This window comes from Aestuariicoccus sp. MJ-SS9 (assembly GCF_032586235.1).
In the GTDB taxonomy this organism is placed as follows: domain Bacteria; phylum Pseudomonadota; class Alphaproteobacteria; order Rhodobacterales; family Rhodobacteraceae; genus Aestuariicoccus.
Genome location: NZ_JAWHTD010000006.1, coordinates 119,127 through 131,750, shown reverse-complemented (window position 1 = coordinate 131,750; position 12,624 = coordinate 119,127). Strand labels below are relative to the sequence as shown.

The 12,624-nt window shown below is 65.0% G+C and carries 11 protein-coding genes; 6 read left to right on the top strand and 5 right to left on the bottom strand.

Features of this window, described 5'->3' with window-relative positions:
• Positions 1 to 17: 17 nt before the first annotated feature.
• Both RXV88_RS06690 and bchF read right to left on the bottom strand, forming a co-directional pair.
• Positions 18 to 1,304 (bottom strand): ferredoxin:protochlorophyllide reductase (ATP-dependent) subunit N, encoded by a 1,287-nt coding sequence (locus tag RXV88_RS06690; protein WP_316291373.1) that lies wholly within the window; start codon positions 1,302 to 1,304, stop codon positions 18 to 20.
• Positions 1,301 to 1,789 carry a 2-vinyl bacteriochlorophyllide hydratase gene (gene bchF, locus RXV88_RS06685; RefSeq protein ID WP_316291372.1) on the bottom strand — a complete coding sequence of 163 codons (489 nt, stop codon included), beginning with the start codon at positions 1,787 to 1,789 and terminating at the stop codon, positions 1,301 to 1,303. Before bchF ends, RXV88_RS06690 begins: the two co-directional genes overlap by 4 nt.
• A 162-nt stretch (positions 1,790 to 1,951) precedes the next feature.
• Here bchF and RXV88_RS06680 point away from each other — a divergent pair, with 162 nt between their 5' ends.
• The 6 genes from RXV88_RS06680 (at position 1,952) to idi (ending at position 8,275) form a co-directional block, all read left to right on the top strand.
• Positions 1,952 to 2,881: a hypothetical protein gene (locus tag RXV88_RS06680; protein ID WP_316291370.1), complete on the top strand. Its 930-nt coding sequence runs from the start codon at positions 1,952 to 1,954 to the stop codon at positions 2,879 to 2,881.
• Entirely contained in the window at positions 2,882 to 4,306 is a 1,425-nt protein-coding gene (ppsR, locus tag RXV88_RS06675; protein WP_316291368.1) for a transcriptional regulator PpsR, read from the top strand. It begins immediately after the preceding gene.
• Between the two features lie 69 nt (positions 4,307 to 4,375).
• Positions 4,376 to 5,281 carry a chlorophyll synthase ChlG gene (gene chlG, locus RXV88_RS06670; protein ID WP_316291365.1) on the top strand — a complete coding sequence of 302 codons (906 nt, stop codon included), beginning with the start codon at positions 4,376 to 4,378 and terminating at the stop codon, positions 5,279 to 5,281.
• Positions 5,278 to 6,561 carry a BCD family MFS transporter gene (locus tag RXV88_RS06665; protein WP_316291364.1) on the top strand — a complete coding sequence of 428 codons (1,284 nt, stop codon included), beginning with the start codon at positions 5,278 to 5,280 and terminating at the stop codon, positions 6,559 to 6,561. Before chlG ends, RXV88_RS06665 begins: the two co-directional genes overlap by 4 nt.
• A gap of 2 nt (positions 6,562 to 6,563) precedes the next feature.
• On the top strand, positions 6,564 to 7,742 hold the full coding sequence (locus RXV88_RS06660) for a geranylgeranyl diphosphate reductase (RefSeq protein ID WP_316291362.1): 1,179 nt from the start codon (positions 6,564 to 6,566) through the stop codon (positions 7,740 to 7,742).
• Positions 7,739 to 8,275, top strand: a complete 537-nt coding sequence (gene idi / locus RXV88_RS06655) for an isopentenyl-diphosphate Delta-isomerase (RefSeq protein ID WP_316291360.1) — start codon at positions 7,739 to 7,741, stop codon at positions 8,273 to 8,275. Before RXV88_RS06660 ends, idi begins: the two co-directional genes overlap by 4 nt.
• A gap of 120 nt (positions 8,276 to 8,395) precedes the next feature.
• On the opposite strand, the gene dxs is transcribed toward idi, so the two are convergent.
• From dxs to pufM, 3 genes are all read right to left on the bottom strand, one after another.
• Positions 8,396 to 10,315 (bottom strand): 1-deoxy-D-xylulose-5-phosphate synthase, encoded by a 1,920-nt coding sequence (dxs, locus tag RXV88_RS06650; protein ID WP_316291358.1) that lies wholly within the window; start codon positions 10,313 to 10,315, stop codon positions 8,396 to 8,398.
• A 193-nt stretch (positions 10,316 to 10,508) separates the two neighbouring features.
• The gene (gene pufC, locus RXV88_RS06645) at positions 10,509 to 11,627 is read right to left on the bottom strand and encodes a photosynthetic reaction center cytochrome PufC (protein WP_316291356.1); all 1,119 of its coding nucleotides are present in this window, start codon (positions 11,625 to 11,627) and stop codon (positions 10,509 to 10,511) included.
• A 1-nt stretch (position 11,628) separates the two neighbouring features.
• Positions 11,629 to 12,624, bottom strand: coding sequence for a photosynthetic reaction center subunit M (pufM, locus tag RXV88_RS06640; protein ID WP_316291354.1), 996 nt, complete (start codon positions 12,622 to 12,624; stop codon positions 11,629 to 11,631).

Below are 12,624 nucleotides of genomic sequence, written 5' to 3'. Positions count from 1 at the left end.
TCCGCCAAGAAGAAGCATCATTCCGCGGCCTCCGGATGGAGGATCCGTCTGCGGCGCAGCGGGCGCGAGAAGAGACCGGCGAGATCGCCCGCCTGTTCGTAGAAATGGACCGGGGTGAAGACCAGTTCGATGGCCCATTTGGTGGTCAGTCCTTCGGCCTCGAGCGGGTTGGCGAGGCCGAGGCCGCAGATCGTAAGATCGGGACGCGCGGCGCGGCAACGGTCGAGCTGCTTATCGACGTCCTGGCCTTCGGCCAGCGTGGGGCCCTGATCCAGCATCGTCAGATCCGGCGTCATGACTGCGCGGTGGATGAAGGGCGCGCCTACCTCGATGGCGGTCATGCCGCATTCGCGGGTCAGGAAGCGCGCCAGCGGGATTTCCAGCTGGCTGTCGGGGAAGAAGAAGACCGACTTGTCGCGCAGCGCCTCGGCGGCCTGCGAGATCGCCTTGCGGGCGCGGGCGCGCGGCGCGGCGGTGACCTGATCGAAAAGCGCCTCGCTGACGCCGAATTCCGTGGCGATGGCGCGCAGCCAGGCCGTGGTGCCCTCTTCGCCGAAGGGGAAGGGGGCGGCGATGTGCTGCGCGCCCCGGCGCTGCAGCGCCTCGTGCGTGTCGGTCAGGAAAGGCTGCGTCAGGGCGTATTGCGTGTTCGACCCGATGCCGTATTCGGCATCGACGCTTTGCGCCGGCAGCACGCGGATCGGCCCCACGCCCATCGCCTCGAGCAGGCCGATGGCCTGTTCCTCGACCACGTCGGGCAGCGCGCCGACCAGCAGCAGTTCGCGCGCCTCGGTCTGGGGCAGGACCGGCACCATCGCCGCAAGGCAGGCATCTTCGCCCTGGGTGAACGTCGTCTCGATCCCCGAGCCGGAGTAGTTCAGCACCCGGACCCGCGGCGCGAATTGCGCGCTCATCCGTTCGGCGGCCTTGGCGAGGTCCAGCTTGATGACCTCAGACGGGCAGGAGCCCACGAGAAAAAGCTGCCGGATGTCCGGGCGGCGGGTGAGAAGCTCTGTCACCACGCGGTCGAGCTCGGTCTGGGCATCGGCCAGCCCGGCGAGATCGGTTTCCTCTAGCACGGCGGTGGCGAAGCGCGGTTCGGCGAAGATCATCACGCCGGCGGCGGATTGCAGAAGATGCGCACAGGTGCGCGAGCCGACCACCAGGAAGAACGCATCCTGCATCTTGCGATGCAGCCAGATGATGCCGGTCAGGCCGCAGAACACCTCGTGCTGGCCGCGCTCTTTCAGGACCGGGGCGTTGGCGCAGCCCTGCGCGGTCGGAGGCGTGAAACGGTCGTTCATGCCACCGCCCCCTGCTGGAGCCGCGCCATGCGCAGTTTCCACAGGAATTGCCCGGCGTTGAAGACGTAGGCCGCGTAGGCCGCCAGCGCGAGCCCCATTTCGCCCACGGGCGACAGCGCATGGGTCCAGAGCGCCCAGACATAAGCGGTGTGAAGGGCGATCACGCCGAATGAGAACACGTCTTCCCAGAAGAAGGCGGGCGCAAAGAGATACTGGCCAAAGACGACCTTTTCCCAGATCGCGCCGGTGATCATGATGACGTAGAGAAAGCCGGTCTTCACAAGGATCGACAGCGTCGCCGCCTCATATCCGGCGCCCGTGGCCAGGTAGCGAACGACCAGTATAAGCGAGACGAGGAACGCGACGAACTGCAGCGGCGCCAGAATGCCCTGGATCAGGGTCCAGACGGTGCTGTCCCTGCGGGCGCGCTCTTCTGGCGTATAGAGCAAAACCCCCTGCGGGGCTTCGTGCGGCATGTCGGTCATGTGTGATTCCGTACTGACAGTACCGGCGAGCGTAACGCTCCGTCCGCAAAAGTGTCAATTAAAACTTACACCGTAGAATCTGACACTTTCGCCTGTGTCAATGTTTGCTGACATGACACCTGTCTTTTTAAATTATCTGATTTACAAGAGATTTTCCGCCTTATGGCCAACAGGTTGGAACCGTGTTCGAACCCAGTGTCAATTCCTTTTGACATTTTCGACCTCGTCAAAGACAATGAGGCGTGTCTTTACGCGCGGGTCTCTCGCTTGGAGAGCCTTGCCGCGAAGACGCGAGGGTTTGACATGGCAAACGACAATAGCAGCGACGATCGTGCGCTAGAAGCCGATGTGCGTCCTGACGTTTCGGCATTGGCGTCGGCCGTGATTTCGGTCCTGAGCGAAAAGGCCGACGAAGGCGCGAGCACCATACGTGCCAGCGTCGTGCACAAGCTGGTCGAATCCTCTCTGCGCGACGGCGCCTTCAATGCGGACATGCTGCTGCACGATCTCAAGGACAACCGGCTTTGCGCCAATCAGATCGTCGATATCTATATCCCGCAGGCCGCGCGTGTGCTGGGCGACATGTGGTGCGACGACATCATCAGCTTTGCCAAGGTCACCATCGCGACCGCGCGCCTGCAGGGGCTTCTGACGCTGCTGGCCCCGCCCTGGGCGGCCAAGCTTTCCGAAGACGGCGACGACATCAACGTGCTGATGGTGCTTCAGGCCGGCGACACGCACACCCTGGGGCCGCATGTGGCCACCGCTCAGCTGCGCCGTCTGGGCGCGTCGGTGCGGATTCTCTTTGGTCCGGACATCCGGTCCCTTCTTGCCTCTATGGCCGATGAGCCATACGATCTGGTCATGTTTTCCTGCTCGCGGACCGATGCGCTTGAAACCATCGCCAAGATGGTACAAGGGATCAAAACCGGATTGGACGCGCCGCCCCCGCTTGCGCTGGGCGGGCTCGTTCTCGATCTTGCGGACCGCGTAAAGGAGAAGACCGGCGTCGACCTGGTGACGGATGACGTGAAGGTGGCTTTCAAGCTCTGTGACAAGAAGAGACATAAGAAAAAGTCAGTGGTCCGGTAGATGAACAGCACCGGATCCAGCTTCTGGAGCAACGGCTCCGTTCCCCTGATAGAACCGGAAATCCTTTCGAGCATCATTTCCGCGGCGTCGGATATCGCTCTGGTGATTTCCCAAAACGGCGTGATCCTGTCGGTTCTGCTGAACAAGAACGACACATCCTTCGGTAAGCTGGATCATTGGGAAGGCCGGTCGATCCACGAATTCCTGACCACCGAGAGCATCCCGAAATTCGACGCCATGCACGCCAGGTTCCTCAAGGGCATGGACCCTGCCAGGAGCGTCGAGCTGAACCATTCCGACAATGCGGTCTGGGAATTCCCGATCCGCTACAGCTTTCATCCTTTCGGATCCGAAGGGTCGATCCTGATGCTGGGGCGTGATCTGCGCCCCATCGCCGAGACCCAGCAGCAACTGGTGCAGGCGCAGATGTCGCTGGAGCAGGGCTATGAAGCACGGCGCGAATTCGATGCGCGCTATCGGCTGCTGCTGCGCACGGTGCGCGACCCGATCGTCTTCGTGTCGGTCGGCGACGGGCGGATCAAGGACCTCAACGAACCGGCGGCGAGCCTGCTGGGCTCGACCCGCGAGGATCTGATCGAATCGTCCTTCGCGCAAGAGTTCCGCGACCGCCGGCGCGAGGAATTCGTCGAAGGGCTGATCAACACGTCGATCTCGGAAACCACCGCCGGGCTGGAGGTGCAGACCAAGCGCAACCGGCAGCGCGCCGTCATCACGCCCAACGTGTTCCGCGCCGCGGGCGAACGCATTCTCATCTGCCGTCTGAACCTGCTGACCGACACCGCCGCCCAACACGACGATCTCAGCGTCAACCTGGGTGTTCTGTTCAAGAGGGGCTCTGACGCGATGGTCTTTACCTCGATCACCGGCGTCATCCAGACCTGCAACGACAGCTTCCTCGATCTGGTGGATGCCGCGCATCTGGTGGATGTGAAGGGGCGCAACCTGTCGGAATACCTCGGCCGGGGTCAGATCGACATGTCGGTGCTGATCGAAAACGCCCGCCGTGCCGGGCATATGCGGATGTATTCGACCAAGGTGATGAACGATTTCGGCGCCAAGACCGCGGTGGAATTGTCGGTGACCTATCTCAACGACCGCAGCGAACCCGAGCTTGGTTTCGTCATCCGCGACGCCAGCCGGGTCGATGCGATCCGCAAGCAGCCGATTCAGACGTCCGAGGAATCCAGCCGCAACGTGATGGAACTGGTCGGGTCGGCCTCGCTGAAAGAGATCGTGTCGGAAACCACCGACGTGGTCGAAAAGATGTGCATCGAGACCGCCGTCAACCTGACCCGCAACAACCGGGTGGCTGCGGCCGAAATGCTGGGCCTCTCGCGGCAGAGCCTTTACGTCAAACTGCGCAAATACGGCCTGCTCAGCCGCGATTCCGAAGACGGGTCATAGGGCGCGGCCAACGCCGCCCTCCCGTGCGTGACGCTTGCGCCGACTCGAATTGTCGTGTCTAGTTGACACATGAGTGTCAGCATAAGTTTACAATCACGCCGCTATCCCGAACCCGCAGCGATGCTCCGCCTGATCAAGCCGGTCACGTGGTTCCCGCCGATGTGGGCCTATCTCTGCGGAATGGTGTCGTCGGGCGCGTCTTTCGCCGATCACTGGGCGTTGGCGGTTCTGGGCGTGATCCTGGCCGGCCCCATCGTCTGCGGCATGAGCCAGGCGGCGAACGACTGGTGCGACCGCCATGTGGACGCCATCAACGAACCCGACCGCCCGATCCCCTCTGGGCGCATCCCGGGGCGCTGGGGGCTCTGGATCGCCTTGGCGATGTCGGGTCTGTCGCTGATTGTGGGATCCTCTCTCGGGACCTGGGGCTTTACCGCCACCTGTTTCGGCGTTCTGGCCGCCTGGGCCTATTCCGCCGAACCGGTGCGCCTGAAGCGGTCGGGATGGTGGGGGCCGGGGCTCGTCGGGCTCAGCTATGAGACCCTGCCGTGGTTCACCGGCGCCGCCGTTCTGGCACAGGCGCTGCCGGACATGCGGATCGTTCTGGTTGCGGTGCTGTACGGGATCGGCGCGCACGGGATCATGACGCTCAACGATTTCAAGGCGCTGGAGGGCGACCGCCAGATGGGCGTGAACTCGCTGCCCGTCACGATGGGACCCGACCGCGCGGCGCGGGTCGCCTGCGCGGTAATGGCCGTGCCGCAGATCGCCGTGGTTCTGGCGCTGGCCAGCTGGTCGCTGCCCTATCATGCCGCGGCGATTCTGGTGCTGCTGCTGGGCCAGGGCTGGGCCATGTCGGTCATGCTGCGCGACCCGCGCGCCAAGGCGCCGTGGTACAACGGCACCGGGGTGCTGATGTATATCTCGGGCATGATGATCGCCGCATTCGCATTGCGCGGATTGGGGGCGATATGACCCTCGGCTGGCTTTCAATCGTTCGTCTGGGCCTGGTGCAGATGGCGCTGGGCGCCATCGTCGTGCTGACCACCTCGACGCTGAACCGCCTGATGGTGGTCGAGCTTGCCCTGCCCGCGCTGCTGCCCGGCCTGCTGGTCGGTCTGCACTACGGCATCCAGATCACCCGGCCCAATTGGGGTTTCCTGTCCGACACCGGCGGCAATCGCACGCGCTGGATTCACCGGGGCATGGCGGTGCTGGCGCTTGGCGGCTTTCTGGCCGCCTGCGGCGTCGTTGCGCTGGAACAGAGCCGCATCTGGGGCATCGCCCTGTCGGTGCTGGCCTATGCCATGATCGGGCTCGGTGCGGGGGCGGCGGGCACGTCTGTGCTGGCGCTTCTGGCCACCGCCACCGCCCCGCACCGCCGCGCGGCCGCCGCGACCATCACGTGGCTGATGATGATCTTCGGCATTGCGATGACCGCGGGCGTCGTCGGCGCCTTCCTCGACCCATATTCGCCCGCTGTTCTCTTGCGCGTCGTCGGCATCGTCGCCTCCGGCGCCCTGGCGCTCGCCCTCGTCGCCACATGGCGGATCGAGCACGGCATCATCGCCACGCCCGAGCCCGAACCCGTCCCCTTCCGCGAAGGGCTGGCCGAGGTCTGGCGCGAACCCGCCGCGCGCGTCTTCACCATCTTCGTCTTCCTGTCGATGACCGCCTATTTCATGCAGGAACTGATCCTCGAACCCTATGCCGGGCTCGTCTTCGGCTTTTCACCCGGGGAAAGCACCCAGCTTTCCGGGATGCAGAACGGCGGTGTGTTTATCGGAATGCTGGTCGTGGGCATCGCCGCCACCGGGCTGCGCTTTGGCAGCCTGCGCAACTGGGTCGTGATAGGCTGCCTGGGCTCGGCTCTCTGCCTTGTGGCGATCGCGTCTTTGGGCGGAACAGGGTCGAAGATGGCCCTGAGCGCCGCCACCGTCAGCCTCGGTTTCTTCAACGGAGTCTTCGCGGTCGCCGCCATCGGCTCGATGATGGCGCTGGCCGGTCAGGGGCGCGAGAAACGCGAAGGCACGCGCATGGGCCTTTGGGGCGCGGCGCAGGCCATCGCCGCCGGTTTCGGCGGCCTCTTGGGCGCCGGCGCCGTTGACCTGATGCGCACCGCCCTGCCCGACGCGCCGGCCTTCGGCACGGTGTTCCTGGCCGAGGCCGCCCTCTTTCTCACCGCCGCCTACATGGCCGCCCGCATCATGGACGGCCGGCCCGCAACCAGTCCCGATCTCGTGCCAGGAGAATGAACATGTTCGATGTTGTCGTTGTGGGCGGAGGCCCTTCAGGCGCCACTGCCGCCGAGGATCTGGCGCGTTCGGGCCACCGCGTCGCGCTGATCGACCGCGAAGGCCGCATCAAGCCCTGCGGCGGCGCGATCCCGCCCCGGCTGATGCAGGATTTCCACATCACCGACGATCAGCTCGTGGCCAAGGTCAACACTGCGCGCATGATCTCGCCCACCGGGCGCACGGTCGACATCCCCATCGAGAACGGCTTTGTCGGCATGGTCGACCGCAAGGATTTCGACCCTTTCCTGCGCGACCGGTCCAAGGCCGCCGGGGCCGAGCGTTTCACCGGGACCTTCCTGCGCATCGACCGCCAGGACAAACGCCGCTGGGTCGTGTACCGCGACAAGGCCACCGGCGAGGAGGCGCGGCTCGAAACCCGGCTTGTCATCGGTGCCGACGGGGCCAAGTCCCGCGTGGCGGCGCAGGAAATTCCGGGCGGCGGCAAGACCCCGCTGGTCTTCGCCTATCACGAGATCATCGCGGCGCCCGACAAGACGGATCGCTACGATCCAATGCGCTGCGACGTGATCTACGACGGCGCGATCTCGCCCGATTTCTACGGCTGGGTGTTCCCGCACGGGTCGTCGGCCTCGGTCGGCATGGGCACCTATGTGCCCTCCGTCGACCTCAAGCAGGCCACCGCAGACCTGCGCGCCGCCTCGGGCCTCGCGGCGTGCGAGACGCTCCGCCGCGAAGGCGCGCCCATCCCGCTGAAACCCCTGCGCTTCTGGGACAATGCCCGCGACGTGGTGCTGGCCGGCGATGCTGCCGGCGTCGTCGCCCCCAGTTCGGGCGAGGGCATCTACTACGCCATGGTCGGCGGACGCGCCGCCGCCTCCGCCTGCGCCGCAACGCTGGCCAGCGGGCGGATCACCGATCTGGCCCTGGCCCGCCGCCTTTTCATGCGCGAACATAAAACGGTCTTCCGCGTGCTCGGCCAGATGCAGGACGCCTATTACAAATCCGACAGCCGCCGCGAACGCTTCGTCAGCCTGTGCCACGATATCGACGTGCAGCGCCTGACGTTCGAGGCCTATATGAACAAGAAACTGGTCAAGGCCCGCCCGATGGCCCATATCCGCATCGGCATCAAGAACCTCGGCCACCTGACCGGCCTTGTACGCGAGACTTACGTATGACCATCCTCATCCCCGCCTGGATCGACGGCACACTGACCCCGGTGGAAAAGCTCGAGGCGCACCAGCGCGGGCTGAAACACAAGGCCGTGTCAGTCTTCGTCACCCGCGGTGACAAGGTCCTGATCCAACAGCGCGCGCTGGGCAAATACCATACCCCGGGCCTCTGGGCGAACACCTGCTGCACCCATCCCGAATGGGACGAATCCAGCCTCGACTGCGCCAACCGCCGGCTCGACGAGGAACTGGGCATCGCCGGGCTCAGCCCCGACTACCGCGACCGCGTGGAATACCGTGCCGACGTGGGCGGCGGGCTGATCGAACACGAGGTCGTCGACATCTTCGTCGCCGAGGCCGCGAAAAACCTGCAGATCGCCCCCGACCCTGACGAAGTCATGGCGACCGAATGGATCGCCTACCCGGCGCTGCTGCAACGCGTCAAGGACAGCCCGTCGGACTTCACCCCCTGGCTGCGCATCTATCTCGACACCTACGCCCAGCGCATCTTCGGCGACACCCTGCTCGCCCGCGCCTGATCTTCACTGATCCAGAAATATCCCGGGGGTTTGGGGGCAGCGCCCCCAAAGGCCGCGTGCCTTGAACGCAAAACCAAAAGCGCGCGCCATAGGCGCGCACCTTCGGATCTCGACGACGGATCAAGGCCGGAACTGAACCACCTTCCGCTCCAGCCCCAACGTCTGGCGTACGGTATCGGCGATATCGAGCCGGGTCAGACCCGCATCCGCATACATGTCGTCGGGGCTCGCCTGTTCGATGAACCGGTCCGGCAGGGTCATGGTCCGGATGCACAGGCCCATGTCCAGCGCGCCCTGCGCGGCCAGCTCGTGCAGCACCATCGCCCCGAACCCGCCGCGCGCGCCCTGTTCCACGGTGATCAGCGCCTTGTGACGGCGCGCCAACCGCAGGATCAAGTCCGTATCGAGCGGCTTGGCAAAGCGCGCATCGGCAATGGTCACAGACACGCCCTCCGCCTCCAGCATCCCCGCCGCGGCCTTGCATTCGTCCAGATGCGCGCCCAGCGACAGGATCGCCACGTCCGACCCCTCCTGCAGCACACGTCCCTTGCCGATCTCGAGAACCTCGCCCCGCTCCGGCAGCGCCACACCGGTGCCGCTTCCGCGCGGATAGCGGAACGCGATGGGCCCGCTGTCATGCGCGGCGGCGGTGGCGACCATATGCACCAGCTCGGCCTCGTCCGACGCGGCCATGACGGTAAAGCCCGGCAGGTTGCACAGATAGGCCAGGTCGAACGCCCCCGCATGGGTCGCGCCATCGGCCCCCACCAGCCCCGCACGGTCGATGGCGAAGCGCACCGGCAGTCCCTGAAGGGCCACGTCGTGCACCACCTGGTCGTACCCGCGCTGCAGGAAGGTCGAATAGATCGCGCAGAAGGGCTTGAGCCCGCTGGCGGCCATCCCGGCGGCAAAGGTCACCCCGTGCTGTTCTGCAATGCCAACGTCGAAGACGCGGGCAGGGAACCTGTCGGCCAGAATGTTCACACCGGTGCCCGACGGCATCGCGGCGGTCACCGCCATGATCGACGGATCGCGCGCCGCCTCGTCCGTCAGCGCCTGCCCGAATACCGATGTATAGCTGGGTGCATTGGGCTTGGATTTGGCTTGTTGCCCTGTAACAGGGTCGAATTTCGCCACGCCGTGCCCTCGGTCCGAGCTGTTCTCGGCCGGCGCAAATCCCTTGCCCTTGACCGTGCAGACGTGGATCAGAACCGGGCCCGTCGCCCGCGCACGTGCCGCGCGCAAAACCGGCAAGAGCTGGCCCATGTCGTGCCCGTTGATCGGGCCGATATATTCGAAACCGAGCTCTTCGAACAGCGTCCCCGACCCCTGAATAGCCCCCGTCACCAGCTGACGCGCGCGCTTGGCCCCATCGCGCATCGGCTGCGGCAGCGCCGCCTCAAAACCCTCGGCCAGGCTCTTCATCTTGGCCAGCGGCTCGTTGGCGTAAAGCCGCGACAGGTAGGTGCTCATCGCGCCGACTGGCGGGGCGATGCTCATCTCGTTGTCGTTCAGGATCACGAAGAGGCGCCGCCCCTCGTGACCGGCGTTGTTCAGCGCCTCGTAGGCCATTCCAGCGCTGATCGAACCGTCGCCGATCACGGCGATGGCGTCGCCCGTCGGCTGACCCATGTCGCGGCCAACGGCAAAGCCCAGCGCGGCGGAAATCGAGGTCGAGCTATGCGCCGCCCCGAACGGATCGAATTGCGACTCGGATCGCTTGGTGAACCCGCTAAGTCCCCCCTTTTGCCGCAAGGTGCGGATGCGGTCGCGCCGTCCGGTCAGGATCTTGTGCGGATAGCATTGATGGCCCACATCCCAGATCAGCTTGTCCATCGGCGTGTTGAACACCGCGTGGATCGCGACGCTCAGCTCGACGACGCCCAGGGACGATCCCAAATGGCCGCCGGTCTCGGACACCGCCGAAATCACCTCGGATCGCAGCTCGTCGGCGACGCGGGCCAGCGTGCGGTCGTCCATTTGCCGAAGGTCGGCAGGGCCGGCCACGCGGTCCAGATGGGGTGTGTCGGGATGCGTCATGTCAATTCCTCCCCCCAGAGGGTAAAAAGGCGTCACGTTCGCACGGGGGGTGCCTGAACGTGACGCCAGTTTCCTGTAGCCAACAGGAAGGGAACCGGGGTGTTGTGACCCCGACATCCGGACCGTTCATGGGAAATGCACGGGCCCGAATCTGGCGATACCCGGGGCGGGACATGGGCCCCGCCCCGGGCCGTCATTCGTAAACGGGCGCGCCGGTTGTGGCCAGTTCCGGCCAGTCGGCGATCACGTTGGTGCCCTGCAGCGGCTGCTGATAGCCCTTGTGGCAGGTCTTGCACGCCGCCTTGGGCGCGTCGGCATAGACCGGACCCAGCCGTTCGGGCGGATAGGTGTCCTTGAGCGGCACGAGCCAGTCGTTGTTCAGCTCATTCACCATGGCGATGCCCAGCGATTCCGTGCCCCACTGCGGCGTCACCTGCGCCCCGTCATAGAACGCGCGGGTGTTGTGGCAGAAGACACAGTTCACCCCGAGCGAGTTGCTGACGTAGTTCATCAGGCTGAAGGTCCGCTCGGCGTTCTGCCAGGTCGGGTAGCCTTCCTCGTAGGGTTTGGTGTCGACATGCGCCTCGAGATCGTGAACCCCGATCACCTCGCCGTTCAGCAGATAGGCCTCGAGCGCGTCTGACGGCAGCGAGGTATACTGGCTCTGCGCCGTGACGCGGTTCTGGTTGGCCGACCAGCCCTCGGCGGCACGAGAGTGCACGGGGGTGATCCGGAACCAGATGTCGCTTGGCACGTTCTCGCCGCGGTGGCAGGTGTAACAGGTCACACCCACCTGCTTGTTGGCGTTCACATGCCCGTCCCAGCCCTCGTTTATGTTCTGGGTCATCTGGATCATGCTGCGCGCCACGACCTTGGTATAAAGGTCGTCCGACCCGTATTCCGCAAGGTCGACATCGCCGTGGCAATAGGCGCAGCCCTGCTCGGGCGCCACCCATTGCGTGATCGCGCCCATCACCCGGTTGAAGTTGTCCTCGGTCAGATCGCCCAGAACCTGGACGTTCTGATAGACGTCCTTGGCCAGCGGCTCTCCGCCTTCGGGGATGTAGGGCGCTTCGGTGTAAAGCGCCTCGATGGACGGGTCCGGCGTGGCCAGATCGGCCTGGAACTCGGGCACCGACATGCCGGTGCCGCGCGGGCCGGTCTGCAGGCTGTCGGTGGCGTAGGGCTGGCCAAAGCTGACCAGTGCCGCCACCACGATGACCGCCGCCCCGAGGGCCCCCACAAGGATCGCCGGGCCGTAGATGTCGGTCGGGTTATCCCTGTTCCAATTGTTGAACCATTGGGGAAGCATATCAGTTCTCCTTGCCAATGAAGGCTTCATAGGACCCGTATGCTTCGTAGCCAAAGCTGCCGTCATACATCGGAGCGAAGTGATGCTCCTGTGCCCAGATGAACCAGTTGTCCACGACCGTGCCGGTCAGCAGGATGCCGATGCCGCCCGTGATCGGGGTCAGGACCGCGAACCACCACGCCCAGCGGTGAATGCCCTCCATCGTGGCGTTGAAGCCCATGGTCCAGCGCCAGAACAGCGCCGCGCGTTCCGAGGCGGTGCCCCGGTCGACGATCTGCTCGAGCTCGCGGTCGCCGCCGTAGCGGGTGACCGCCAGGATCGTCGCCCCATGCATCGCAAAGAGCAGCACCGACCCGTAGAGGAAGACGATCGAAAGCGCGTGGAACGGGTTGTAGTAGAGGTTGCCGTACCGGATGCTGAACGCCGTGGTCCAGTCGAGATGCGGGAAGATGCCGTAGGGCACCGCCTCGGACCACGATCCCATCAGGATGGGGCGGAAGAGGCCCAGCACCAGGAACAGCCAGATCGCCGATCCGAAGGCCCAGAAGATGTGCTTGCCCAGCTTGTGCTCGGCCGCCAGCAACCAGGTCCGCGCCCACCAGGTCATCACGCTGACCAGCAAAAAGAAGCTGGCGATGATGTACCAGCCGCCGTCGTAGAGCGGCGGCATCCGCAGGCCGTATTCCGGGCTCGGCGGTTCCAGCGCCAGCCAGAACAGCTGGCGGATGAACTCGGGGATCGACCAGTTGACCTGCGCCAGCATGTTGAGCCCGATGATGTTCAGCGCCAGGATCCCGGTAAGGATCGAGATCAGCCCGGTCCAGCCCAGATAGACCGGACCCAGCTGCGCGTTGCCCAGCCACCCGATCAGGGTGGAAAAGCTTGCCTTTGTGCCGCGTTCGGCCTTGGCGTTGCCGCTGTCGTCCATGCCCCACTCGGGCGGGCCCTGGACCTGCACCTGGGTGAAGATGTTCTGATATTCAGGAAATCCGCTCAT

Excerpts from the sequence above, each read along its gene's own strand:
- RXV88_RS06690 (WP_316291373.1), bottom strand. The coding sequence starts at position 1,304 with ATGAACGACCGTTTCACGCCTCCGACCGCGCAGGGCTGCGCCAACGCC.
- bchF (WP_316291372.1), bottom strand. The coding sequence starts at position 1,789 with ATGACCGACATGCCGCACGAAGCCCCGCAGGGGGTTTTGCTCTATACG.
- RXV88_RS06680 (WP_316291370.1), top strand. The coding sequence starts at position 1,952 with ATGGCCAACAGGTTGGAACCGTGTTCGAACCCAGTGTCAATTCCTTTT.
- ppsR (WP_316291368.1), top strand. The coding sequence starts at position 2,882 with ATGAACAGCACCGGATCCAGCTTCTGGAGCAACGGCTCCGTTCCCCTG.
- chlG (WP_316291365.1), top strand. The coding sequence starts at position 4,376 with ATGAGTGTCAGCATAAGTTTACAATCACGCCGCTATCCCGAACCCGCA.
- RXV88_RS06665 (WP_316291364.1), top strand. The coding sequence starts at position 5,278 with ATGACCCTCGGCTGGCTTTCAATCGTTCGTCTGGGCCTGGTGCAGATG.
- RXV88_RS06660 (WP_316291362.1), top strand. The coding sequence starts at position 6,564 with ATGTTCGATGTTGTCGTTGTGGGCGGAGGCCCTTCAGGCGCCACTGCC.
- idi (WP_316291360.1), top strand. The coding sequence starts at position 7,739 with ATGACCATCCTCATCCCCGCCTGGATCGACGGCACACTGACCCCGGTG.
- dxs (WP_316291358.1), bottom strand. The coding sequence starts at position 10,315 with ATGACGCATCCCGACACACCCCATCTGGACCGCGTGGCCGGCCCTGCC.
- pufC (WP_316291356.1), bottom strand. The coding sequence starts at position 11,627 with ATGCTTCCCCAATGGTTCAACAATTGGAACAGGGATAACCCGACCGAC.
- pufM (WP_316291354.1), bottom strand. The coding sequence starts at position 12,624 with ATGAGCGGATTTCCTGAATATCAGAACATCTTCACCCAGGTGCAGGTC.